Source organism: Stenotrophomonas genospecies 5, from assembly GCF_054473825.1.
In genome coordinates, this window is sequence record NZ_JBTMUW010000001.1 from 2,669,649 (window position 1) to 2,694,388 (window position 24,740).

Consider the following 24,740-nt stretch of genomic DNA (forward strand, 5'->3'; position numbering starts at 1 on the left):
GCCGCCGGGCCATGCCCGGCGACGCAGATTCAGCCCAGTGCCTCTGCCACAGCGCGGAACACCTGCTGCATCTGCAACGGCTTGCGCAGCACATGCACCTCGATGCCATCAGGGAATGCATCGGCCGGAACGTCCACTGACGCGTCTTCCAGCACCAGCGCCGGCCCCCGGTAACCCAGTCCGGCCATTTCGCCCAGCAGCTGGCTGGCCGGCAGCAGTTTGGAGCCGGCATCGGCGATCACCAGCGCCGGCATCGCCTCCTGCTGCATCCAGCGCAACGCCGCCGGTCCATCGGAAGCCAGCTGCAGCTGATATCCCTGGCTGGACAGCGCATTGCCCAGCAGCGACAGGCGCGTGGCTTCGCCATCGACCACCAGGATCGACTGGCCACTGCCCAGTGCCACCAGCTGCTCGATCGGCTCGCCGCTCTCGATGGCGTCACGCATCGGCAGGCGCAGCTCGAAACAGGTGCCCTGCCCGGGCTGGCTGGTGACCGTGATGCTGCCGCCAGCACCTTCGACGATGCGCTTGCAGGAAATCAGGCCCAGGCCGGTACCGTCCGCCTTGGTGGTGAAGAAGGGATTGAACAGATGCGAGAGCGTATCGGCATCCATGCCGATGCCTTCGTCGGCCACGGCGATGCGCATCCAGTCCACACCGTCGCGCTCGCCGGCATGGCTTGCGGTCAGGCTCAGGCGGCCGCCGCTGGGCATCGCCTGGATTGCATTGAGTGCCAGGTTCAACAGCACCTGCTGCAGCTCGGTGTAGTTCGCATCGACCGCAAGGCCCTCGTCTTCCACCTGCAGGTGCAGGCGCACCGCATCGGGCACGTTGCTGCGCAGCAGCAGCGCCACCGCGTCGAACAGGCCGTCGATCTGCACGCGTTCGCTGGGCTTGCGCGAGCCACGGACGAACGACAACATCGATTCCGCCATTTCATGACCGCGGCGGCCGCACTCGGCGATCACATCCGCAAGGTGGTGCAGCTGCGGATCATCGGTACGCGCCTTCAGCAGGTCCGGCATGATCAGCAGCGGCTGCAGGATGTTGCGCAGGTCGTGGCTGAGGCCAGCGGCGAGCAGCGAAAGGCTTTCCAGCCGTTGCGCGCGCATCAGCTCGGTCTCCACGCGCGAACGCTCCACCGCGCTGCGCGCCTCGCGGATCGCACGGGCCACCGCCGACGGCAGGCGCGCCGGCTGGTGCTTGATGATGTAGTCGTTGGCGCCCTTCTGCAGCGCCGCCACTGCATTCTCCTCACCCATCGTGCCCGAGACGAAGATGAAGGGAACATCCGGCGCCGTCTCGCGCACGATGCGCAAGGCATCGTCGCCGGAGAAACCAGGCATGCTCAGGTCGGACAGCACGATATCCGGCTGGAAGGAGGCCAGCGCCTGGCGCAGTTCCGCCTCGCTCTCAACGCGCTCGAAGCGGGCTTCCAGGCCCGCATCCAGCATCTGTTCGGACATCAGCTCGGCGTCTTCAGGCGAATCCTCCACCAGCAGGATGCGCAGTGCCCCGAGGGAGGGACCGGTCAGGGGCATGGGCTTACTCGAGTTCCGGTGCCTGGTTGATCAGTGCCCAGAACTTGCCCAGGGTCTGCACGGCACCGAAGAACTGGTCCACGTCCACCGGCTTGACCACGTAGGCGTTCACGCCCATGTCCCAGCTGCGGGCCAGATCGCTCTCTTCGCGCGAGGACGACAGGATCACCACGGGAAGGCGCTTGAGCTCCTCGTGCTCACGGATCTGCCGCAGCACTTCCAGGCCGTCCATGCGCGGCATCTTGATGTCCAGCAGCAGCACCGCCGGCAGGCCCTCCTCGCGGCTGGCGAAGGTACCGCGCCGCAGCAGGTAGTCCATGACCTCCACGCCGTCCTCGACGTGCACGATGGGATTGGCCAGGCGGGCTTCCTGCAGGGCGTCGATCGCCATCTCGGCATCGGCCGGGCTGTCTTCGGCAAGAAGGATGGTGCGCAGAGTCGTCATGCGGAGGGACCTTGTTTGTCCGCGTCGAGCGCGGGAGGCAGGTAGAAGTGGAAGGTTGCGCCGGCGTCCGGCTCGGCTTCGGCCCAGACCCGGCCTCCATGACGGGTCAGCACGCGGCGTACGCTGGCCAGGCCGATGCCGGTACCGGGGTAATCACTGGCCTTGTGCAGGCGCTGGAACACGCCGAACAGCTTTCCGGCATAGGCCATGTCAAAGCCTGCACCATTGTCGCTGACCGTGAACTGATGGCCGCCATCAGGCTGCGGCTGGTAATCCACGCGGATCTTCGCCGGTTCGCGGTTGCTGGAATACTTGACCGCGTTGCCGAGCAGGTTCAGCCACACCTGGCGCATCATGTTCTCATCGGCCACCACGATCGGCAGCGGTGCGATGTTCCATTCGACGTGATGGACCTGGCCACTGCTTTCAGCCTCGGCCTGCAGGTTGGAATCGAGCATCGCGCGGGTATCGGACACCAGCGACTGCATGTCCACTGCCTGCTGGCGCATCGCTGCGCGCCCCAGCCGCGAATAGACCAGCAGATCGTCGATCAGCGTCGCCATGCGCCGCGCCGAGCTGGAGATCACCCCAAGGTAATGCAGGCTCTTCTCGTCGGCGCTCTCGCCCAGGTGGCGCGACAGCTTGTCGGAGAAGCCGGCAACGTGGCGCAGCGGCGCGCGCAGGTCATGCGACACCGAATAGCTGAATGCTTCCAGCTCGCGATTGACCTCCGAGACCTGCGCCACCTTGCCTTCCAGCTGGCGGTTCAGTTCCTCCACACGCGACTGCACGGCGCGCTGCACGGTGACATCGCTGACGGTCAGCAACACCACTTCATCGTCGGTATCCGGCAGCGGCATGCGCCGCGCGTTGAGCAGCATGTAGCGCACCACGCCCTCGGAGGTGCGCTGTTCGTGCTCGAAGTCCCACAGCTCGCGACCGCGCAGCAGCACATCGACCAGGCGCTGGCGCACGACGGCGTCCCGCCAGGCGCCGTCGCCGACGTCATCCAGCAGCAGGCCATCGGCACGTTCGTCCTGCAGACCGTACAACTCGGCAAAGGCCGGATTGTGCAGCTGCACGCGCAGCTCGCGGTCGAGCAGCACGATCGGCTCACGCACGGTCTGCAGTACTGAGGCAGCGCGCGCGGCCGAGCGCAGCGACTGCCGTTCGGCCTGCAGGCGGCGACCGATCTGCCGCTGCAGCAGCCAGAGCACCAGGCCGAGCAGCGCCAGCTGTACCACCAGCGAGCTCCACGAGACGAATTCGGTCTGCCTGCGCTGCCGCGCAGCCTGTTCGGCCCGCTCGGCCAGCAGCGCCTGCTCGCTGTTCTGCAGCTCTTCAACCACGCTGCGGATCGGGTAACGGGTGCTCAGGTCCTGTACCAGCGCGCGCTGGTCACTGTTCGGTTCGGCCTTGGCCAGCGCGCGCGCCACCGCCAGCCGCCCTTCCAGCATGGACTCGATGCGACCGATGCGGATCAGCTGCTCAGGATTATCGCGTGTCATCCGGCCCAGCTCTGCGAGTCGGCCGGGAATCTCGTTGGCCTTGGCCATGCGCTCGCGCAGACCGGGCGCGTCCACGCCCTTGGACAGCGTCAACGCCGCCGACTCGACATCGCGCACATCGGCCTGCAACTGTTGGAGCGCCACGCCAACCGCCTGCGTATGCGTCACCCAGGCCATGGCTTCTTCGTTCTCACGCTGAAGCTTGCGCTGGGTCAACCACGGCACGACGATGATCGCGGCGGCGGCCAGCGCCAAGGCCGGCAATCGCCAGCGATCCCAGATGTCGTCACTGAACACCAGCGCCATAGTTCCTCATCAGCACGGCCGCAGAGGGATGGGCCCGGACAGGCCCAGCTGCGGCGGAACCGGCAATATAGCGCAGGCGGTCACACCTCTGGAACGTCTGGCCCCGGCAGCTGAACGCTCCAGAAAACATCATGGGTGGAGCCGGGGCTGGCCCGGCTCCACCGTCATGCAGCTGTACTGCGGCGCCCCGGCGGGGCGGCGCACGGGATCAGCGCTTGGCCGCCGCGTTGACCTTCAGCGCGCTGGCATCAACGCGGGTGACGCCCTTGATGCCCTTGGCCGTAGTGACGGCCTTGTCATGCTCGGCCTGGGTCGCCACCGTGCCGCTGAGGCTGACGACGCCATTCACGGTTTCCACCTTGACCTCGGTGCCCGGCACATTGCTGCTGGCCAGCAGGTCGGCCTTCACCTTGGTGGTGATCCAGGTGTCGGTCACCGGCTCGTTGGAGTCGTGGCGATCGGCGTGGGTCATCGCCGAATGATCGGTGGCAGGCGGACTCTTGGCTGCCGGATCCTTGGCGAATGCAGCCGAGGAGGACAGCGCCAGGCCCAGGGTGAGGGCCGAAGCAATCAGCGTACGGGTCGGGTTGTTCATCGTGTGTTACCTCCTGCGGAATGTGGGGTCAGTGTGGCCGCAGCGCCGTGCAGCAGGCGTGGCGCTACGGTCACGCCGCCGTGAATCGCGCCGGTTTTCAACGCAACCGTTCAGCTTTGGATCCTGGCCCCCGTCGTTTACCCTGCATGCCTGATCTGCGCGGAGCACTGCCATGCGCCCTGACCTGCAACTGGCCCTGATCGGGTACGGCCTTGCCGGCCGCGTTTTCCACGCGCCGCTGATCCAGCACACCCCGGGACTGACCCTGCACAGCGTGGTCAGTTCGCAGCGCGACCTGCTGCTGCGCACGTTCAGCGATGTACACGTGCGCGCGGCACCGCAGGACGTGTTCGACGATCCGGCGGTGGACGCGGTGGTGATTGCCACGCCGAATGACCAGCACGCGCCATTGGCGATGGCAGCGCTGGCCGCTGGCAAGCATGTGCTGGTGGACAAACCCTTCGCACTGGACGTGGCCGAAGCCGAAGCCGTGCTGGCGGCGGCGCGCGATGCAGACCGCATCGTCACGGTGTTCCAGAATCGCCGTTTCGACGCCGATTTCCTGACGCTGCAGGCCTTGCTGGCCGAAGGTGCGCTCGGCGAAGTCGCCGAATGCCATGCGCATTTTGATCGCTACCGCCCGCACGTGCGCGAGCGCTGGCGGGAGCAGGAGGGGCCTGGCAGTGGCCTGTGGTATGACCTTGCACCGCATCTGCTGGATCAGATGCTGGTGCTGTTCGGCTGGCCGCAGGCGATCGACGCAGACCTGGCGGTGCAGCGCGAAGGCGGCAGTGGCATCGATTACTTCCATGCGGTGCTGCATTACCCGAGGCACCGCGCGATCCTTCATGCCGGTTCGCTGGTGGCGGCACCGACGCCCCGGTTCGCTGTGCACGGCAGCCGCGCCAGCTGGATCAAGCAGGGCCTGGACGTGCAGGAAGCACAGCTGCGCCGCGGCGTTGCGCCGGGCGCGCCGGGCTGGGGCATCGACCCGCGTCACGGCGAGCGGGTGTACTGCGATGCCGAGGACAACGTGCAGCGCAGCACGGTCGACAACCTGCCGGGCGACTATCGCCGCCTGTACGCCCAGTTCGCTGCGGCGATGCAGGGTGACGGTGAACCCACGGTCAGCCCATTGCAGGCGCTGCAGGTAATGCGCTTGCTGCAGGCTGGCAGGGACAGCGCGCGCGAGGCCCGGCGCATCGCACTGAACTGATCGCGGTCCGCGGCCCGGAACCCCACGGCAGCGCCGAAGGGCTCCGGTCCTGGCGCTTACGACTTCTTGATCGCGTGCCCACCGAACTCGTTGCGCATCGCCGACAGCAGGCGGTCAGTGAACGAATTCGACTCGCGCGACCGCAGGCGTTCCAGCAGCGAGAGCGTGATCACCGGCGCCGGCACATCCAGCGCGATCGCTTCGGCCACGGTCCAGCGGCCTTCACCGGAATCCTCCACGTAGGGGGCGATGCCATCCAGCGACGGATTGCGCTTGAGCGCCTCGGCACTCAGGTCCAGCAACCACGAACGCACCACGCTGCCATGGCGCCAGACCTCGGCAACCTGCGCCAGGTCCAGCTCCATGTCCTGCTTGCGTTCCATCAGTGCGAAGCCTTCGGCGTAGGCCTGCATCATTCCGTACTCGATGCCGTTGTGGACCATCTTGGTGAAATGGCCCGCACCGGGAGGACCGACGCGTGCCCAACCCCGATCCTCCGCCGGCGCCAGTGTGCGCAGCAGCGGCGCAACCTGCTCCACCACCTTCGCCTCACCGCCGACCATCAGGCTGTAGCCCTCCTGCAGGCCCCAGATGCCGCCGCTGGTGCCGCAGTCGACGTAGCCCAGGTCGTCCTCGGCCAGCGCCTTGGCGCGGCGGATCGAGTCCTGGTAATTGGAGTTTCCGCCGTCAATGACGATGTCACCCTCGGCCAGGTGCGGGGTCAGCTGGCCGAGCGTCTGGTCGACCGTTTCGCCCGCCGGCACCATCAACCACAGCACGCGCGGCACCGGCAGCGCGGCGACCGCGGCGGCCAGCGAATCGACTACTTCGATGCCGGCCTCCGCGGCGCGCTGGCGGGCGCCTTCGCCCGGGTCGTAGCCGACCACGCGGTGGCCGCCGCGATGCAGGCGCTGGGCCATGTTGGCGCCCATGCGGCCAAGGCCGATCATTGCAATATCCATTGTTTCACCTTCAGTTGGGGTCTAGGGTCAGGCTGCCTGGCCTGCCGGTTGACGCACAGTGGCGCAGCTGCGCCTCGCGCCAACGCCGGTAGAGCGTGGTATGCAGATTGTGCACCGCCAGGTCGATCGAAAACGGCGTTCGTGGATTGCGGTCGAGCAGCCGGGCGATGTGGTAGCCGATAGGACGTATACCGCGCGGATGCACGTAGATCACGAACTGCTGGTAGAACGGATCGTCCAGCACCTGGTCCATGCGTGCCAGGCGGGCGTGGTAGCGCGCTGGAAGGCGCGCCCGCAGTCCGGGGTCGCGTTCGAACAGGAGCCGCTCGAAATAGCGCCGCCCCACCCGCGGCAGCCCCTGCGCCAGTTGCCACAGCTCGGCGTTGCGCTGGTCGTACCAGGCCAGGCCTCCGTGGCGGGCAAGCGCCTGTGCTGCATCCGGCCCGACGTCGACAACGACGAAGTTCTCGGCCTGGTTGCTCAGATCGTCCAGCGTGCTCTTGTCGTACACGTGTTCGATGAAGCCGGGCAGGCCCGCGAAGGCCTGACGTCCCCTCGCCGAGGTGCGCACGGCTTTGCCGTCGGCAAGGAAGTCGCCCGCATGCGCACCGAGCAGGACACTGTCGGTGCCGTGCAGCGCGATGAAGGTGCCGATCGACAGTTCGCCTGCGGTGAACTCCGCGTCGAACGCAGCATCGCCATACAGCTCACGCTGCGTTGCCAGCTGCGCGACCTGGCGGCCGACACCGCATTCGGCACGCACCGCACCGCCGTAGAACGCCTGCAGCGCGCGGCTGTTGCCATCCACGGGAACGTAGCCGCGGCCGAAGCTGCGCACGCGTTGCCACCCCTGCGCCCGTGCGCCCTGCATCCCGAAGCCGATCCAGCCCAGCTGTGCGCCGGAGAAGCGGAACTGCGGGTTGCCCTGCAACGACGTGGCGGCCCGCCGGGTCGCCGCGCCCAGTTCGAAGGCATAGGCACAGACCGTGGCAGGATCCTCCAGCAGCTGCTGCAGCAGCGCCTCGCGCTGCGCCCCGTCCAGCGTCTTCGGCCATCGCACACGCAGATCACCCGCGGCCTGCGCCTCGACCAGCGATGCCCGGGTGCACACCGGGCCACCCTGGATCTGCGGCGCACTGACCGCAGCCACTTCAAACCGCCAGCCCAGCCGCTGCAGCAGGCCCTGCGTGCAGTCCGCGGCCGCCGCCGCGCTGCCTGCCGGCGAAGCCAGCAGCAGGGCCATGACCATCAACCCACGCCGCACGCTCAACCCTGATCCGTCGCCGCCGCCGGCTCCGATACGGGGGGAGCGGGCAGCCGTTCCGGAACCGGCGGCGCCTCACCGGGGGCGGCCGGCAGGTACTGCTGCAGGCGCTGGAAGAACCGGCGGTAGAAGTCGGCATCGGTGATGGTGCTGCTGGCGACCTTCACCAGGGAATCGTCATTGCTGCCGAACGGCAGCGACACCGAACCCAGCGCGCCCACGCCCACGCTGGCCGAGGTCGGGCTCTTCTTCAACGCATAGCGGTCCTGCACCGCGCTGACGAACACCAGCGACTGGCTGCCACGCGGCGCGCAGGAGATGCGGAGTACCAGTTGCTCGTGATCGTCCTCGCGGGGCTGGAAGTTCTTGCTCCCCTCCACCTGCGCGTCATCGACGCGGGCGATCGCATAGCCCTGGCTGAGCAGGGCCCGTCGCGCCGCTTCACAGGCATCGGCCGGGCGGCTGTCGACCGTCCGGGAGAAGGTGTCGCCGGAATCGAAGGACTCGCGCAGCACGGTGCTGTCGGCGGCGCGGCCACCGCAGGCCGACAGGATCAGGGCACTGGCAATACCGACGGCAACGCTGCACAGAGGGGAGACCCGCATGGGAACTCCTGCGAGAAAGGTAGCTGCTAGGGTAGTCCCGCCCCCGTGTGCGGCAGGTCGACAGCACCGCTGGCGGCGCAGGTTGTTGCTCCCGGTTCATGCACCGGCAGCGCCGGGCATGACCCGGCGCTGCCCGTCAACGCAGACGGGGCCGGCATTGCCGGCCCCGTGGGGTACTTCATGTCACGCGTGGCTCAGTCGGCCCAGCGACCGGCCCCGGTGGACTGCGGCAGCACCTGCGCCGACAGCGGGCGATCATTGGCCAGCAGATTCACCGCATCGGCCAGGATCGCAGCGGATTCACGCAGCAGCGGGTCCGGTCGCTTCTCGGCGGCCTTCTCACGGGCGGCATCCTTGACGATATCGCGCTCGTTGCCGGTCAGGCCGTCATCGCTGCTGTCATCGGCCAGCGGATCCAGGGCCAGGCCCAGCTCCTTGCGCATGATCTGGCGCTCCTTGCGCTGGGTGTCCTGGCGTTCCCGCTCGGCACGACGCGTCGCTTCATTGAGCGAGACATACTTCTTCGCCGCTTCGGCACGGAACTGCTCGACATCCTCGTTCCACCACACGAATTCCTTGTCGGTGGCGATGCGTGCCTCGTGGCGGGTTTCCAGCTTCGGCAGCAGCGGCGCGAAGTTGCCGTACTGCGTATGCGGCACCGCGGCGATGCGGGTCCACGGCAGGGCATTGTCGTAGGTGCTTTCGCCGAACTCGGTGGCATCGACGCTGGCGGGGAACGCCAGGTCCGGCACCACGCCCTTGTGCTGGGTGCTGCTGCCGCTGATGCGGAAGAACTGGGCGATGGTCAGCTTGACCTGGCCGAAGCGCTGCGTTTCGCCGCTCGGCCAGCGATCAAGGTCGACGATGTTCTGCACGGTGCCCTTGCCGAAGGTGGTCTCGCCGATCACCAGGCCGCGGCCGTAGTCCTGGATGGCACCGGCGAAGATTTCCGACGCCGAGGCCGAACCACGGTTGACCAGCACGGCCAGCGGGCCGTCCCACGCCACGCCCTGATTGCGGTCGCTGTTGACGGTGATGCGGCCGCCCGATTCACGCACCTGCACCACGGGGCCCTGTTCGATGAACAGCCCGGTCAGTTCGATCGCCTCGTCCAGCGAGCCACCACCGTTGTTGCGCAGGTCCAGCACGACGCCGTCGAGCTTGTCGTTCTTGAAGCCCGCCAGCAGCTTGGCCACATCGCGCGTGGCCGACGCATAATCGGCGGCATTGCGGCGGCGGCCCTCGAAGTCCTGGTAGAAGGTCGGCAGCTTGATCACGCCGATCTTCCGCGCCGGCTCGCCATTGGCGGCCGGAATGGTCATGGTTTCACCCTTGGCGGCCTGCTCGGCCAGGCGCACCTTCTGCCGGGTCAGGACCAGGGTGTGATGCTTGCCATCGGCGCCCTCCTCGGCCGGGATGAACTCCAGCTTGACCTGGGTATCCTTGGCACCGCGGATCTTGGCCACGACATCGTCGATGCGCCAGCCGATCACATCCTCGACCACGCCCGACTTGCCCTGACCGACGCCGACGATGCGGTCACCCGGCTTCAGGGTGCCATCCACGGAGGCCGGTCCGCCGGCGATGATCTCGCGGATCACCACCATGTCGTCCTGGCGCTGCAGCTGCGCACCGATGCCTTCCAGCGACAGCGACATCGCCTGGTTGAAGTTCTCGGCGGTACGCGGAGTGAAGTAGTCGGTGTGCGGATCGACCGCACTGGTGTAGGCGTTGAGGAAGAACTGGAAGACATCCTCGCCCTTCAGCTCGTTGACCGACTTCTCCAGCGTCGCGTAGCGCTTGTCGAGCGTCTTGCGGATGTCGTCCGGCTTCTTGCCGGCCAGCTTCAGGCGCAGCCAGTCATTCTTGACCGACTTGCGCCACAGTTCATCCAGCTCGGCATTGCTGGCCGCCCACGGCACCTTCTTGCGGTCGTACTCAAAGCGCTCGTCGGTGGTGAAGTCCGGCTCCTGCCTGAGCAGCTTGCGTGCGTAAGCCACGCGCTCGCCTACGCGCTGTTTGTACACCGCGAAGACCTGGAAGGCCGGCTCAAGTTCACCGCCACGGATGGCATTGGCGATGTTCGCCTCGAAGGGTGCGAAGCGCGCCACATCGGCCTGGGTGAAGTACTGCTTGCCGCCGTCCAGGGTCTCCAGGTAACGCTTGAACACATCCTTGGAGGTGGCTTCATCGAGCGCACGCGGACGGTAGGCGTACCGGCTGTCGGACAACAGGCCGTACACCAGCTTGGAGGTGGTCACCTGATCGGCGGTCGCCGCAGCCGGCAGCGCCGGCGAATCGGCCTTGGCCGACAGCGCCAGCGGCGCTACCAGCGCCAGGGCCATCAGGAATGCGGGGGCTTTGAATTTCATGAACGTGCTCGAAGGCGCCTTGCCAAGGGGGAGACTGCGTGGTGTTCAGACATCACGACAGTGCCGAAAGTTGCCGGGTTTGTCACCCGTCCGCATCCGGTGGAAAACCAGCCTAGCGGGGCCGGTGTAGCAAATTGTGAATGCAGGCGAAGGCGTGCGGACCAATGGTCCGCGCCCACCAAGGTGGTAGGCACGCCCATCGGTAGCGCCGGGCCATGCCCGACGAGCGCAGCGGGAAAGAACCGCCGGGCATGGCCCGGCGCTACCGGTCAGGAGACTCCGGCGCCCTTGGCCTGCACGTCGGCGTGGTACGAAGAGCGCACCATGGGGCCGGAGGCGACGTGGCTGAAGCCCAGCTCATACCCGTAGTCTTCCAGCGCCTTGTAATCCTCGGGCGTCCAGTACTTCAGCACCGGGTGATGGTGCGCGGTCGGCTGCAGGTACTGGCCGATGGTGATCATGTCCACGTCGTGGGCACGCAGGTCACGCATCGTCGCCTTGATCTGCTCGAAGTCCTCGCCCAGACCCAGCATGATGCCGCTCTTGGTCGGCACCTGCGGGTGCTGGGCCTTGAAGTTCTTCAGCAGCGTCAGCGACCACTGGTAGTCCGCGCCCGGGCGCACGTTGCGGTACAGGTCCGGCACGGTCTCGATGTTGTGGTTGAACACGTCCGGCGGGTTCTGCGCGAGGATGTCCAGCGCGCGCTCCATGCGGCCCTTGCCGCGGAAGTCCGGGGTCAGCACTTCGATGCGGGTACCCGGCGACTTCTCACGGATGGCGGTGATGCAGTCGACGAAGTGCTGGGCACCGCCGTCGCGCAGGTCATCGCGGTCGACACTGGTCACCACCACATACTTCAGGCCCATGTCGGCCACCGTCTGGCCGAGGCTGGCCGGCTCGTTGGCATCCGGCGGCTTGGGCCGGCCGTGGGCGACGTCGCAGAACGAGCAGCGGCGGGTGCAGACCTCGCCCAGGATCATGAAGGTCGCCGTACCGTGGCCGAAGCACTCATGGATGTTCGGGCAGCTGGCTTCCTCGCAGACCGTCACCAGGCGGTTCTCGCGCAGCTTGGCCTTCAGGTTCTGGACCGCATTGCCCGAGGGAATGCGCACGCGGATCCAGGAGGGCTTGCGCAGCACCGGTGCATCGGCGAACTGAACCGGCGAACGGTTGATCTTGTCCCCGCCCAGTTGCTTGACGCCGGCCTGCAACGGTGCGGCGGTCGGAATGTCGCCCTGCACGATCTGCAGGGGAATGGTGCGGGCAGTGGTTTCAGTCATGGCAGTTCCGGGGAGCGGTCACGCGGCCGCAGAGAGATCAGGCAGTTCGGGCACGTGCTGCAGCCGCAGGCCGAACTGGCGGGCCAGCTGTTCCAGCAGCACCGTCTTGACGGCATCCATCCCGGACGGCCCGCCCAAGTCTACCACCGAGGTCACCTGCAGCCCCTGATAACCACAGGGGTTGATGCGGTGGAAGGGTTCCAGGTCCATGGCCACGTTGAAGGCCAGGCCATGGAAGGTGCAGCCACGGCGCACGCGGATGCCCAGCGCGGCAATCTTGGCATTGCCAACGTAGACGCCCGGGGCACCTTCGCGGCGTTCGGCACCGATGTTCCATTCGGCCAACGTATCGATGATGGCCTGCTCGATGCGGCACACGTAGTCGCGCACGCCGATGCCCAGACGCGGCAGGCGCAGCAGCGGGTAGATCACGATCTGCCCCGGCCCGTGGTAGGTGACCTGGCCGCCGCGGTCCACGTGCAGCACCGGGATCGCCCCCGGGGCCAGCACATGCTCGTCCTTGCCGGCCTGGCCGAGGGTGAACACCGGATCGTGTTCCACCACCCACAGCTCGTCGGTCGTCTCGTCAGCGCGCTGATCGGTGAAGCGCTGCATCGCCCGCCAGACCGGCTCATAGGCCTGGCGGCCAAGGTCGCGCACCAGCGCCGGACGCGGCGGGCGGTTTTCCGGAGCGGCGTCGGCCGGGCAGCTGTCGGCTACAGCGTCCACTTCACTTCCGGGTGATCGCGCAGCGCCCGATGGGCGGCGTCGTACTGTTCGCGGGTCTCGGCCTTGAACACCAGCCGGACCGACACGTACTTGCCATTGGACGAATGCTTCCAGCTGATGCGCTCGTTCACGACGTCGAGGCCTTCGGCCTGCAGCAGTCGAGGAAGCTCATGCTCCAGGCCGCGGTTGGCCGGGCCCATGGCGCTGAGCTCGAACTGGCCGGGGAACTGGAAGCCGTGGTCGGGGTTGTCGGACTTGATTTCCATGGACCCATTATCGGGCCGCAGGGCAACAAACCCAAGAGTATTCATCCAGGTCAACGCGGACACCGGCAGGCCGCTGCGTTGCACCTGAATTCCCATTCAGCTTCCTGCCGCGGGCGCGCGACAAGCCCCCCCCCGGCGCCGGTTGTCGTCACGAGACAATGTCGTTTTCGGAACAGACAAGTGACCGGGACGCGCTCGTACCGTCACGCGGGCCGGGGTACCGTGTCGTTGCATATAACGACAGACGACCACCCCTTTCCCCATGAGCATTCCATCCATGCGTAGCGTCGCAGCCTTCGGGCTGTCCGGCCTCCTGGCCGCCGCCCTCCCCCTTGCCGCGCAGGCCGCCGAACAATGCGGCCCCGATGCCATGCGTGAGCACCCGCCGCAGATCAATTTCCGCGTTGACAACGACCTGTTCGGCGGCCGCCACCAGGACCAGGGGTATACCAACGGCGCCGAACTGACCTTCGTATCACCGAACCTCGTCGATTACACGGACGATCCCTGCCTGCCGCGCCTGGCGCGCTGGGTCAACGGCTATCTGGAGCGCCTGCACCCGGGCCGGTTCGAACAGCAGAACATGATCTTCAGCATCGCCCAGGGCATCTTCACCCCGACCGACTTCACCCGGAAGGACCTGATCAAGGATGACCGCCCCTATGCGGGCGTGCTGATCGCCAGCTTCGGCTACAACGCGCGCAGTGGTGATCGGCTGCAGACCACCCAGCTGACGCTGGGCGTTGTCGGTCCGTGGGCCCAGGGCAAGCAGGTGCAGAACGCCGTGCATGAGGTGCTGGGCGACGAGAAATTCCAGGGCTGGGACAACCAACTGCACAACGAGCCGCTGGTGATGCTGACCCATGAGCGGATGCGTCGTTGGCCGGGCGACGCCAGCATCAACGCGGGCGGCTGGGGCTGGGACGCGATCAGCCACTACGGCGGCTCGGTCGGCAACCTGGCGACCAAGGCCAACATCGGTGGCGAGGTGCGCTTCGGCTGGAAACTGCCGGATGACTTCGGCAGCACGCCGCTGCGTCCTGCCGGCGAGAACACCGCGCCGACCCGCGGTGGCAGGCCGAGCGGCTGGTCATGGCACCTGTTCGCCACCAGCGATGCCGCCTGGGTGATCCGCAACATCACCCTGGACGGCAACACCTTCCGCAACAGCCACAGCGTCGACAAGCGCCACATCGTGGCCTACGGCGGCTACGGAATCGCGGTGATGCGCGGTCGCTGGAAGTTCGCGGCGGCGCGCTACCACAGCACCCGCGAGTTCAACGGCCAGCGCGAGGCACCGGTGTTCGGCAGCTTCACCATCAGCCGTTCGCTCTAGAACAGTGCGGACATCTGGTCCGCACATTGGCTGCAACGGAAAAGGCCGGCATGCGCCGGCCTTTTCCTTTTCATGTCAGCGCACGGCGCTGCGCATCATTCCGATTCCCACCACATCCAGAAGCTGTCCCACAGGCGCTTGAAGAAACCGGCCTGCTCGACGGCAGCCACCGCCACCAGCGGTGCTTCGGCCACCACCTTGCCATCCAGGCTCACCTTCACCGTGCCGATCTGCTGGCCGGCCGTGAACGGCGCTTCCAGGGTCTTGGGCACATCGATGCTCGGCTTCAGATCGTTGTAGCGGCCACGCGGCACGCTGACCAGCATCGGCTGCGCCACGCCCAGCTGCACCTTGTCACTGGTGCCCTTCCACACCTTGTGCTCGGCGACGGCCTTGCCCGGCTCATACAGGCGGTGCGTTTCGAAGAAGCGGAAGCCCCAGTTCAACAGCGCCAGGCTGTCATCGGCGCGCTGCTTCTCGGAGGCGCCGCCCAGCACCACCGCGATCAGGCGCTGGTCGCCGCGCTGCGCCGAACTCATCAGGCAGTAGCCCGCCTCGGAGGTGTGCCCGGTCTTGATGCCATCGACACTGCCGTCGCGCCACAACAGCAGGTTGCGGTTGGGCTGCTTGATGTTGCCGACCTGGAATTCCTTGATCTTGTTGTACGCGTAGGTTTCCGGGTAATCACGCACCATCGCCCGTCCCAGCAACGCCAGGTCATAGGCGGTGCTGTGGTGGCCCGCGGCGGTCAGGCCGTGGGCGTTGACGAAGTGCGAGTTCTTCATGCCGATCTTGGCGGCGTAGCTGTTCATCAGCGAGGCGAAGGCTTCCTCGCTGCCCGCCACGTGCTCGGCCAGGGCGATCGCGGCATCGTTGCCGGACTGGATGGCCATGCCCTTTTCCATGTCTTCCAGGCGCGCGGTCTGGTTCACCGGGAAGCCGCTGTAGCTGCCGTCGGTACCCGCACCGCCTTCGCGCCAGGCGCGCTCGCTCATCATCACCTGGTCATCCGCACGGACCTTGCCGTTCTTGACCTCGGCGGCGATCACGTAGGAGGTCATCACCTTGGTGATGCTGGCCGGCGCCAGCTGCTCGTGGATGTTCTCGCCCGCCAGCACCTGGCCGGTGGCGTAGTCCATCAGGATCCAGGCCTTGGACACGCTCGGCACCGGGGCCGGTGGCGTGGCCACGGTGGCCGGAGCCGCAGCGGCGGCAGGTGCGGGTGCGGCCGGGGTCGGCAGCGGCGTCTGGGCAGAAGCCAGGCCCACCACCAGGGTGGCGGCCAGGGCGGTGGCGGCGGAACGGAAATTCATTGGACAGCGGGCTCCAGGGACGGCCGGGAATGGAGGGGGAACAGAATGGCCATTGTAGGCCGGGGGGGCCCGGGCCGGCAGCACCGACCCGGGCGGGATCAATCCTTGACGATCTGCGGCGATCCAAGGCCCAGACCGGCGATGCGGCCGACAAGTTCCGCGGCACTGGCATGGTCGCTGGCGGGTACGCGCAGACGGAAGAGCGTGCGGCCACCGGCGGCGATGTCGCTGATGGTCGCGCCGACGATGCCGGCCGCATTGAGCTGGCCCATCGCACGATTGGCATTGTCACGGTTGGAGAAGCTGGCCACCTGCACCATCACCGCACCCACCACCTGCTGCGACAGCGTGGGGCTGCTGGCCGGTGCCGCGGAAGCGCGCGGCGCCGTGGCGGCGACCCTCGCCGGCGCAGCGGCAGGTGCCGCAGTGCGGACGCCCACTGCACTCGGCGGCAGGCTGCTGACCGCCACGTCCGGCGGCGTGCTGACCACCGCCTGCGTGGTGGCCGGCTGGCCCCGCGTCGGCACCGCATCGGCAGGCAGGCGTTTGACCAGGCGGTCGATGTCGCTGTCGGCCGCCGGGCGCGTGGCGACAGTGCTCGCCATCGTCGTCGCCGCACCGGCAGCGGCGGCGGCTTCGGCCGCCCGGCGCTCGCGGCGCGACGGCTTCTGCGCCAGCAGATTGCCCTCACCCGGCTGCAGCGCGCGCACCTCCACATTGCCGGTTCCGCGCTGGGTGATGCCCAGGCGTACCGCAGCGGCATAGCTCAGATCGACCACGCGGCCATCGTGGAACGGGCCCCGGTCATTGACCCGCACGATCACCGACTCGCCGTTGTCCAGATTGGTCACGCGGGCGAAGCTGGGCAGCGGCAGCGTCTTGTGCGCAGCGGTGAACTGGTACATGTCGTAGACCTCCCGGTTCGAGGTCAGGCGGCCATGGAACTTGGCGCCGTAGTACGACGCCGTACCGCGCTCGACATAATCGCGGGTATCGTCGAGCACCTTGTACGACTTGCCCAGCACCACGTACGGCGACTTGTTGCCGATGGCCGAACGTGTTTCAGCCGTCACTTCCGGCTCGGGAATGCAGGCCACGTTCGGAATGTAGCTCGGCGTGCTGTCTTTCACGCCCGGCCGGTACAGGCCGCCGGCGGTGTAGTTGCCCCGCGTGTTCGGGTCTTCCTTGGCCGCCGCATAGGGCGATCCCTCCGGACAATGCGCCGGGCGCGTGCCCCTGCCCTGCACCACCGTACCGGAAGGCGTCCCACCGTGGCCGGCGGTGGCCGGCTTCTTCGGCGCGCTGCTGCAGGCGGCCAGCGCGAGGACGATCAATCCAGGGACCAGCCATCTGATGTTCATGCCGGGGGCAGCTCCTGTCCGGCAATGGCCTGCGACAACTGGAACACGGCCATCGCATACATCTTCGAGAGGTTGTAGCGGGTGATCGCGTAGTAGTTCTGGAAGCCCAGCCAGTACTGCTTGCCGGTGCTGCCCTCGAGCGTAACCGGAGTGGCCGTCGCACCCGGCTGTACCGGTGCGGCAGGCTGATAGCCACGCTGGGCCAGATCGGCCAGGGACCAGGTCGGTGCCCACTCGGTCGGATTGAATTCCTCGCGCCCCGGAGCGAGTGTCGCCGGCACGGCCACCTGCCCGCCCCGGACCCAGCCTCCCTTCTTCACGAAGTAGTTGGCAATGGAGGAAAACACGTCGTCGTAGCTGTTGAACAGGTCACGGCGACCGTCGCCGTTGCCATCCACGGCATAGTCCAGGTAGCTGGACGGCATGAACTGGCCCATGCCCATCGCACCGGCATAGCTGCCCTTGAGCGTGGTGATGTCGAGTTTCTCCTCGCGGCCCAGTTCAAACAGCTTGGCCAGTTCATCACGGAAGAACAGCTCGCGGCGCACCTCGCGTTCCAGCTTCTCCGGATCGCCGCTGCGCGGGTAGTAGAAGGCCAGCGTGTACAGCGCATCGAGCACGCGGTGGTTGCCGGCATTCCTGCCATAGCTGGTCTCCACGCCGATGATCGCCACGATCACCTCGGCCGGAACACCGGTGCGCTGCTGCACGCGATCCAGCTCGGCGCGGTGTTCGGCGAGGAAGGCACGGCCCCCCTCGATGCGCGCCTTGCTGATGAACATCGGCCGGTATTCGTTCCAGGGTTTGACCCGTTCGGCAGGGCGCGACATCGCGGCGATGATCGGCTGGCGCACCTGCGCCTGGTCGAGCACGCGACGGATCTCGTCGGGCTGGAGTCCGTAACGCTTGGCGGTATCGGCGATGAAGGTGGCGCGCGCAGTCTCGAACGGAACCGGCGTGAGATCGACCGGCGGCGCGGTGGCGGCGGTGGCTTCCGGCGCGGCCTCGGCCGGTCCCTTGGGCTTGGTGGCCGGATGGCGCGGCGTACTGCTGGCCTGCGGTGAAGACGGTGGAGATGTCGGCTGGGTCGCGCAGGCGACCAGGCCGAGGGTAAGCATGCAGGCCAGAGTGCGTCGAATCATCGTCGCAGGTTAGCAGGTCATGGATGAATTAAAACCCCTAACACCATGAATCACAACGATTTGCTTGCAAGCAGTCGAAATTGTGAAAACGATGTGAGCGATCCATCGTATTCAGTTGAGAGGTTGCCGGTTGCGTCCCCATCCCCGCAGACGCAACCGGCGACCGGATCCGGTCGATACGCGCGCGGCTGCCGCTCCCCAGTGGCAGTACCCCGCGCGCCCTGTATCCGTTGGATCAGTACTGCTTCCCGCCCGACGCCCCCTCGCGCTGCAACGATAGACGGCGCGCCGTGCCGAACGGGCCGCCATTGTGCAGGCCGATTGCGACAAGTCCATTGATCAAAATCAACGCAGCGTAAAAGTGTGAACTAGATAACGTTTTTTTAGGGCTTTGGTCAGCGGACCTGCTGTTGCGCGTCGTCATGGGAACGCTTCCATGAAGGGCGTTGCGCAAGCGTTGGACGGCCCCGGCCTTGCCCGAAACCGCAGAGGTGCAGCAACCCGCGTCGGCCGCGCGCTCCCGGAGGTGCTAGCCGTAGCCGCCGTGCACGGGATTGTGGCTGCGCACCGCCATCACCAGCCCGAAGCCGGCCAGCAGCGAGACGGCCGACGTACCGCCATAGCTGATCAACGGCATCGGTACGCCCACCACCGGCAACAGACCCGAGATCATTCCGCCATTGACCAGCACGTAGACAAAGAACGCCAGGCCGGTGGCACCGGCCAGCAGCCGCGAATAGGAGTCGCGCGACTGGCTGGCAATCCACAGGCAGCGCCCGATCACCACCAGGTACAGCGCCAGCACGACGGCCACGCCGATCCAGCCGAATTCCTCGCTCAACACCGAGAATGCAAAGTCGGTGGTCTGCTCGGGAATGAAGTTCAGGTGCGACTGCGAGCCTTCGCCCCAGCCCTTGCCGTCGAACCCGCCGGAACCGATCGCGATCTTCGACTGGATGATGTTCCAGCCCGCGCCCAGCGCATCCATTTCCGGGTCGAGGAACATCATGATGCGGTCCTTCTGGTAGGGCCGCAGCAGCCAGAACCAGGCCAGCGGCGCAACCGCGGCCACGCCGCCCACGCCCAGCCCCACCCACCACCATGGCAACCCGGCCAGCAGCAGCACGAACACGCCGCTGGCGGCGATCAGCACGCCCGTGCCGAAGTCCGGCTGCAGCATCACCAGACCGGTCGGCACGCCGATGATGACCAGCGACACCAGCACCGTATTGATGCGTGGTGGCAAGGGCACCCGGTGCAGGTACCAGGCCACCATCATCGGCAGGCTCACCTTCAGCAGTTCAGCCGGCTGCAGGTAGAAGAACTTCAGGTCCAGCCACTGCCGGCCGTATTTGCCGGTACCGAGCACGAACACCGCCAGCAACGGGATCATCGAGATCGCGTAGATCATCGGCGTCGCCGAACGGATGCGCAGGATCGGTACCCGCGAGATGGCCCACAGCGCGGCCATGCCCACGGCGAAGCGGGCGCCCTGCGCCATTACCAGGCTGTCGCCGCCTGCACTCTTCAGCGTGGCCAGGCCGATCATCATCAGCGCGCCCAGGGCAAGGCACAGCACCCAGTCCAGCGTGCTGAAGAAGCGCCGCAGCATGTCCCCGGCCCATCGCAGGAAGGCCTTCATCGCGTCGCCTCCGCAGCCGCCGGTGGACGCGGCGCGGCAGGCAGTGCCGGTGCCGGCGCAGCGGGTGTTCCCGGCTGCGGCTGGGGCTGCGGGACCGCAGCGCCGATCAGCACCGGATGCTCACCGACCTGTGCGGCGGCAGCATCCCCCGCCTGGCGGGCGCCCACGTCCTCGTTGTCGAAAGCGGTCGCACCGATGGCGGTGGTGCCGCGTTCGCTGTCCAGCGGTTGGATGCCATCGGGCATCTTGCCCAGCAGCCAGGCATCGAACACCTTGCGTGCGATCGGCGCAGCTGCCGAGCCGCCGTAACCGCCGCCTTCCACCGCGATCGCCAATGCGATCACCGGCTGATCAGCCGGCGCGAAGCCAACGAACAGCGCACGGTGGCGCAGGTGCATCGGCAGGCTCTTTGGATTCACCGCTGCCGTGCCACGGCGGCTGACCACCTGCGCGGTGCCGGTCTTGCCGGCCATCACGTACGGCGCCCCGACCGCCACCCGCCAGCCGCTGCCGCCGGGCTGCATGGTCGCCATCATGCCTTCGCGCACGGCCTGCACGTTGTTCGGATTGGGGCTGACCGGCTTGCTGTCGCGTGCCGGCACCCCGGTCCACTCGCTGTCGAACCCTTCGCGCTGCTGGATGACCAGGTGCGGCGTGCGCAGCTGCCCGCTGGCCAGACCGCTGACGCCCCGCGCCAGCTGCAGCGGGGTGACCTTCCAGTCGCCCTGGCCGATGCTGATGTTGACCGTATCGCCGGGGTACCACGCTTCCTTGCGGGTCTTCCGCTTGTACGCCGGTGACGGCAGGATGCCGCCGATCTCGCCGGTCAGGTCGATGCCGGTCGGCTGGCCGAAACCGTAATAGTCCATGTAATGGTCGAAACGCTCGATGCCCAGGTCCAGCGCCAGCCGGTAGTAATAGGTATTGACCGAATTTGAGATCGACTTGCGCAGGTCGGTCCAGCCATGGCCGCCACGGTTGGCATCGCCCCAGCCGCGGCTGGTGCCGGGCAGGTAGAACATGCCGGTGGACAGGATCTTGTCTTCCGGGCGGCGCACACCGGCGTCCAGACCGGCCAGTGCGATCAGCGGCTTGAGCGTCGAGCCGGGGGCCACACCGCCCAGTACAAGGCGGTTGAACTGCGGGCGCGATGGATTGTCGTTCAACGCTTTGAAATCGGCGTGGGAGATGCCGTTGACGAACAGGTTCGGGTCGTACGATGGCAGGCTGACCATCGCCAGGACCTCGCCCGTGCGCGGGTCCATCGCGACCGCCGAGCCTTCCTGGTCGCCGAAGGCGGCAACCATCGCCCGCTGCAGGTCGGCGTCGATCGACAGGCGCAGGTCGACACCGGACTGCGCGGCAACGCGGCCGATGGTGCGGATCGCACGGCCCTGCACGTTGGTCTCCACCTGCTCGTAACCGACCTTGCCGCGCAGCTGCTGCTCGTAATAGCGCTCCAGGCCCGACTTGCCGATGTGGGTCAACGCGGCATTGCCCTCGCCAAGGATCTCCAGATCCTTGTCATCGACACGACCGACGTAGCCGATGATATGCGCGAACAGATCGCCGTACGGATAACGACGGGTCAGGTAGGGCTCCAGCTCGACACCCGGGAAGCGCCAGCGATCGACGGCGAAGCGTGCCATCTCATCGTCGGTCATGCGCAGCTTGAGCGTGACCGGCAGGAACTTCCGGCGCGCCTTGCGCGACTTGTTGAACGCCTCCAGCTCTTCCGGACTGATCTCGATGATCTTTGCCAGTCCTTCCAGCGTGGCATCCATGTCCTTGACCTTGTCCGGGGTCACGTCCAGGCGGAAAGCCGGCACGTTCTCGGCCAGCAGGCGGCCGTTGCGGTCGTAGATCATGCCGCGCCCCGGCACCACCGGCCGCGGCTTGATGCGGTTGGCTTCCGAACGGGTGGCGTAGATGTCGTGGTCCAGCACCTGCAGCTTGAAGTACCAGCCCCCCAGCCCAAGCAGGCAGACCAGCACCCCCAGGAAACCCAGCGCCGCACGACGGCGGAACTGCTCGGCTTCGGCGTGCGGGTTCTTGACCTGGCGGCGCGGAATCATGGCTCAACGCCCGCGCTTGCCGAAACGCACCGCGTCCAGCAGCACGAATACCAGCGGCCACAGGCCCATGCCCAGCAGCGGCGCCCACCAGTACGACCACGGCAGCGTCGGCTCATCCACCACGATGTGCACCAGCGCGCTGACGATGCGGTCGTTGAACAGCAGGCCACCAATGGCGAGCATCTGCTGGGACATCGGGAAGAAGCGGATGCGGGCGCGGAAGCGCTGCAGGATGAAGGCCAGCATCACCAGGCGCAGCGCTTGTTCACCCAGCACCCCGCCATACAGCAGGTCGGCGACCACGCCACTGGCGAATGCGATGCCGAGACCAACGCGCTCGGGCGTTTCGATCACCCAGTACGCCAGCACCAGCGCCAGCCAGTACGGGCGCAGCGGCTGCAGCAGGGCCGGCAGCGGCAGCAGGCCCAGCAGCAGGGCCACCACCAGACTGGCCGGCAGCACCCAGGGATTGTCGCGCAGGCGGCTCATCGCTGGACCTCTGCGGCGGCGGCCGGTCCGGCTGCCGGCTGCGGATCCGGGGCGGTCGAAGACGCCGGAGTGACGGCCGGCGCCGACGGCTGCCCTGCGCGGGTGTCTGCCGGTGCTGCTGCCGGTGCTGCTGCCGGAATTGCCGGGACCGGCACGGTAGCCGCATTGGCTGGCCCGCCCGGCGCGGTGTCCTCCAGCTGCAGGCGTACTTCCGGCGGGATGCGGATCGCTGCGCCCGGGCGCAGCAGCAGCACATCGCGGCCGCGGTCGAGCTGTGCGGCCGGCTTCAGCTCACCGACCAGGAAGGCATGGGTGTCATCCGGGCGCAGCGCGGTGATGGTGCCGACCGGGAAACCGGCCGGGAAACGGCCACCGAGACCGGAGGTGACGATCTCATCGCCCACTTCCACCCCGGCACTGAGCGGGATGTCGCGCAGTTCCAGCGTATCGCCGCGACCGTAGACGATCAGGCGGACACCGTTGCGGGCCACGGTCACCGGCACGGCATGGTCGGGGTCGGTCAGCAGCAGCACGGTGGAGGTGCCGCCGGTAACGCTGATCACCTGGCCCATCAGCCCACCGGCGTCGATCACCGCCTGGCCGACATGCACTCCCTCGCGGCTGCCTGCATCGAGTACCAGACGCTGTTTCACCGGATCCAGGTCGATATCGAGGATCGGCGCCAACTGCACGTCCAGTCCGCTGCGCTCGGCCACGTTCAACAGTTCGCGCAGCTGGGCATTGTCCAGCGCAGCGGTCTGCAGACGGGTCAGGCGGGCGTTGGCCAGCAGCAGCTGGTTGCGCAGCTCGCGGTTCTCGCTGACCAGCTGGCTGTGGCTGGCCGCGTTGTCCTTGACCTGGCTGCCCAGCTTGCCCGGCAGGCCTGCCAGGGCCCAGACCGGCTGCACCAGGGTGTTGGCCTGTTCACGCAGGCGCGCCAGCCAGCCGGCCTGGTCGTCGAGGACGATCAGGGTGATGGCCAGCGCGAGATAGGCCAGCAGCCGCAGCGGGCTGGCGGCATCACCGGATCGGGAAGCAACGGGAGGACCGGCGTAGGGCGGCACGGCAACGATTCAACTGGCAGAAGGCGGAGGGGAAACACGCGGACGCCCCGCCGGTGCCGGCCCGCCAACGCGACGGGCCGCACCCCGGAGGGGCGCTGCGGGCAGGAACGGCCGGGACAGCTTATTCCGGCGCAAAGAACTCGTTGCCGTGCATGTCGACCAGCTCCAGCGCACGACCACCGCCGCGGGCCACGCAGGTCAGCGGATCGTCGGCCACCTGCACGTGCAGGCCGGTCTCCTCGGAGATCAGGCGATCCAGGTCACGCAGCAGGGCGCCACCACCGGTCAGCACGATGCCGCGCTCGGCGACGTCGGCGCACAGTTCCGGCGGCGTCTGCTCCAGGGCCAGCTTGACCGCGCTGACGATGCCCGACAGGGGTTCGTGCAGGGCTTCGAGCACTTCGTTGGAGCTGATCTTGATCATCTTCGGCACGCCCTCGGCGAGGTTGCGGCCGGAAATCTCCAGCTCCTGCACCTCTGCCTGCGGGTAGGCACAGCCCAGCTCCACCTTGATGCGCTCGGCCGTGGCTTCACCGATCAGCATGCCGTGGTTGCGGCGCACGTAGTTGGTGATCGACTCGTCGAAGCGGTCGCCACCGATGCGGACGGAGGCCGAATAGACGATGCCGTTGAGGGAGATGACCGCCACTTCGGTGGTGCCACCGCCGATATCGATGACCATCGAGCCACGGGCTTCGGTGACCGGCATGCCGGCGCCGATCGCAGCGGCCATCGGCTCTTCGATCAGGTACACGTCGCGGGCACCGGCTTCCTCGGCCGATTCCTTGATCGCACGACGCTCGACCTGGGTCGAGCCGGCCGGCACACAGACCAGCACGCGCGGACTCGGGCGCAGCACGCGGGACTTGTGCACCTTCTTGATGAAGTGCTTGAGCATCGCCTCGGTATAGGTGAAGTCGGCGATGACGCCATCCTTCATCGGGCGGATGGTGGTGATGTGGCCCGGGGTACGGCCCAGCATCTGCTTGGCCTCGGCACCGACGGCTGCCACCGAGCGGGTGCCACCGATGGCACGGTCCTGGCGCACGGCCACGACCGAAGGCTCATTCAGCACGATCCCCTGCCCGCGCACGTAGATGAGGGTGTTGGCCGTGCCCAGGTCGATGGACAGGTCATTGGAGAACATGCCACGGAGTTTCTTGAACATCTGAGGAAGGAGTCCTGAGGGGTGTCGTGCCCGCCGCGGGATGGCGAAAAAATGGGCAGAA

22 protein-coding genes are annotated in these 24,740 nt (G+C 67.2%); 2 read left to right on the forward strand and 20 right to left on the reverse strand.

Annotated features, from left to right (window positions below):
- Positions 1-29 precede the first annotated feature (29 nt).
- From ACX9OW_RS12230 to ACX9OW_RS12245, 4 genes are all read right to left on the reverse strand, one after another.
- Positions 30-1,541, reverse strand: a complete 1,512-nt coding sequence (locus ACX9OW_RS12230) for an ATP-binding response regulator (protein ID WP_065175156.1) — start codon at positions 1,539-1,541, stop codon at positions 30-32.
- Between the two features lie 4 nt (positions 1,542-1,545).
- A complete protein-coding gene (locus tag ACX9OW_RS12235; protein ID WP_053519303.1) occupies positions 1,546-1,986 on the reverse strand; it encodes a response regulator in 441 nt (146 codons plus the stop codon).
- Positions 1,983-3,800, reverse strand: coding sequence for a sensor histidine kinase (locus tag ACX9OW_RS12240; RefSeq protein ID WP_053519305.1), 1,818 nt, complete (start codon positions 3,798-3,800; stop codon positions 1,983-1,985). The genes ACX9OW_RS12235 and ACX9OW_RS12240 overlap by 4 nt, the downstream gene beginning before the upstream one ends.
- A 208-nt stretch (positions 3,801-4,008) precedes the next feature.
- On the reverse strand, positions 4,009-4,395 hold the full coding sequence (locus tag ACX9OW_RS12245; RefSeq protein WP_053519307.1) for a BON domain-containing protein: 387 nt from the start codon (positions 4,393-4,395) through the stop codon (positions 4,009-4,011).
- A 172-nt stretch (positions 4,396-4,567) separates the two neighbouring features.
- On the opposite strand from ACX9OW_RS12245, the gene ACX9OW_RS12250 reads away from it, so the two are divergent.
- The gene (locus ACX9OW_RS12250) at positions 4,568-5,611 is read left to right on the forward strand and encodes an oxidoreductase (RefSeq protein WP_459062327.1); all 1,044 of its coding nucleotides are present in this window, start codon (positions 4,568-4,570) and stop codon (positions 5,609-5,611) included.
- 56 nt (positions 5,612-5,667) lie between these two features.
- On the opposite strand, the gene gnd is transcribed toward ACX9OW_RS12250, so the two are convergent.
- The 7 genes from gnd to ACX9OW_RS12285 form a co-directional block, all read right to left on the reverse strand.
- Positions 5,668-6,573 carry a phosphogluconate dehydrogenase (NAD(+)-dependent, decarboxylating) gene (gnd, locus tag ACX9OW_RS12255; RefSeq protein ID WP_065175159.1) on the reverse strand — a complete coding sequence of 302 codons (906 nt, stop codon included), beginning with the start codon at positions 6,571-6,573 and terminating at the stop codon, positions 5,668-5,670.
- A 10-nt stretch (positions 6,574-6,583) separates the two neighbouring features.
- Positions 6,584-7,822, reverse strand: coding sequence for a hypothetical protein (locus tag ACX9OW_RS12260; RefSeq protein WP_197600942.1), 1,239 nt, complete (start codon positions 7,820-7,822; stop codon positions 6,584-6,586).
- Between the two features lie 17 nt (positions 7,823-7,839).
- Complete coding sequence (locus tag ACX9OW_RS12265) at positions 7,840-8,442, reverse strand: DUF2242 domain-containing protein (protein WP_053519316.1); 603 nt, start codon at positions 8,440-8,442, stop codon at positions 7,840-7,842.
- Positions 8,443-8,636: 194 nt separating this feature from the next.
- Positions 8,637-10,814 carry a carboxy terminal-processing peptidase gene (locus tag ACX9OW_RS12270; RefSeq protein ID WP_053519630.1) on the reverse strand — a complete coding sequence of 726 codons (2,178 nt, stop codon included), beginning with the start codon at positions 10,812-10,814 and terminating at the stop codon, positions 8,637-8,639.
- Between the two features lie 269 nt (positions 10,815-11,083).
- Positions 11,084-12,094 (reverse strand): lipoyl synthase, encoded by a 1,011-nt coding sequence (gene lipA / locus ACX9OW_RS12275; protein ID WP_065175161.1) that lies wholly within the window; start codon positions 12,092-12,094, stop codon positions 11,084-11,086.
- Positions 12,095-12,112: 18 nt separating this feature from the next.
- Positions 12,113-12,823 (reverse strand): lipoyl(octanoyl) transferase LipB, encoded by a 711-nt coding sequence (gene lipB / locus ACX9OW_RS12280; protein WP_053519632.1) that lies wholly within the window; start codon positions 12,821-12,823, stop codon positions 12,113-12,115.
- Positions 12,811-13,089, reverse strand: a complete 279-nt coding sequence (locus ACX9OW_RS12285; protein ID WP_053519645.1) for a YbeD family protein — start codon at positions 13,087-13,089, stop codon at positions 12,811-12,813. Before ACX9OW_RS12285 ends, lipB begins: the two co-directional genes overlap by 13 nt.
- A 277-nt stretch (positions 13,090-13,366) precedes the next feature.
- Between ACX9OW_RS12285 and ACX9OW_RS12290 the strand changes: the two genes are divergently transcribed.
- Positions 13,367-14,425 (forward strand): lipid A deacylase LpxR family protein, encoded by a 1,059-nt coding sequence (locus ACX9OW_RS12290; protein ID WP_262218921.1) that lies wholly within the window; start codon positions 13,367-13,369, stop codon positions 14,423-14,425.
- Positions 14,426-14,520: 95 nt separating this feature from the next.
- Here the strand turns inward: ACX9OW_RS12290 and ACX9OW_RS12295 are convergent, their stop codons facing one another.
- The 9 genes from ACX9OW_RS12295 to ACX9OW_RS12335 form a co-directional block, all read right to left on the reverse strand.
- Positions 14,521-15,738 (reverse strand): D-alanyl-D-alanine carboxypeptidase family protein, encoded by a 1,218-nt coding sequence (locus ACX9OW_RS12295; RefSeq protein ID WP_053519634.1) that lies wholly within the window; start codon positions 15,736-15,738, stop codon positions 14,521-14,523.
- A gap of 98 nt (positions 15,739-15,836) precedes the next feature.
- Positions 15,837-17,099, reverse strand: a complete 1,263-nt coding sequence (locus tag ACX9OW_RS12300; protein WP_253120110.1) for a septal ring lytic transglycosylase RlpA family protein — start codon at positions 17,097-17,099, stop codon at positions 15,837-15,839.
- Complete coding sequence (mltB, locus tag ACX9OW_RS12305; RefSeq protein WP_065175164.1) at positions 17,096-18,241, reverse strand: lytic murein transglycosylase B; 1,146 nt, start codon at positions 18,239-18,241, stop codon at positions 17,096-17,098. The genes ACX9OW_RS12300 and mltB overlap by 4 nt, the downstream gene beginning before the upstream one ends.
- Before the next feature lie 235 nt (positions 18,242-18,476).
- The gene (locus ACX9OW_RS12310) at positions 18,477-18,665 is read right to left on the reverse strand and encodes a hypothetical protein (protein WP_154582383.1); all 189 of its coding nucleotides are present in this window, start codon (positions 18,663-18,665) and stop codon (positions 18,477-18,479) included.
- A 105-nt stretch (positions 18,666-18,770) separates the two neighbouring features.
- The gene (gene rodA / locus ACX9OW_RS12315) at positions 18,771-19,883 is read right to left on the reverse strand and encodes a rod shape-determining protein RodA (RefSeq protein ID WP_053519637.1); all 1,113 of its coding nucleotides are present in this window, start codon (positions 19,881-19,883) and stop codon (positions 18,771-18,773) included.
- A complete protein-coding gene (mrdA, locus tag ACX9OW_RS12320) occupies positions 19,880-21,958 on the reverse strand; it encodes a penicillin-binding protein 2 (RefSeq protein WP_065175165.1) in 2,079 nt (692 codons plus the stop codon). The genes rodA and mrdA overlap by 4 nt, the downstream gene beginning before the upstream one ends.
- 3 nt (positions 21,959-21,961) lie before the next feature.
- Complete coding sequence (gene mreD, locus ACX9OW_RS12325) at positions 21,962-22,447, reverse strand: rod shape-determining protein MreD (RefSeq protein WP_053519639.1); 486 nt, start codon at positions 22,445-22,447, stop codon at positions 21,962-21,964.
- Positions 22,444-23,511, reverse strand: a complete 1,068-nt coding sequence (gene mreC / locus ACX9OW_RS12330; protein ID WP_065175166.1) for a rod shape-determining protein MreC — start codon at positions 23,509-23,511, stop codon at positions 22,444-22,446. The genes mreD and mreC overlap by 4 nt, the downstream gene beginning before the upstream one ends.
- Positions 23,512-23,632: 121 nt before the next feature.
- Positions 23,633-24,679 carry a rod shape-determining protein gene (locus ACX9OW_RS12335; RefSeq protein ID WP_005411077.1) on the reverse strand — a complete coding sequence of 349 codons (1,047 nt, stop codon included), beginning with the start codon at positions 24,677-24,679 and terminating at the stop codon, positions 23,633-23,635.
- Positions 24,680-24,740 lie beyond the last annotated feature (61 nt).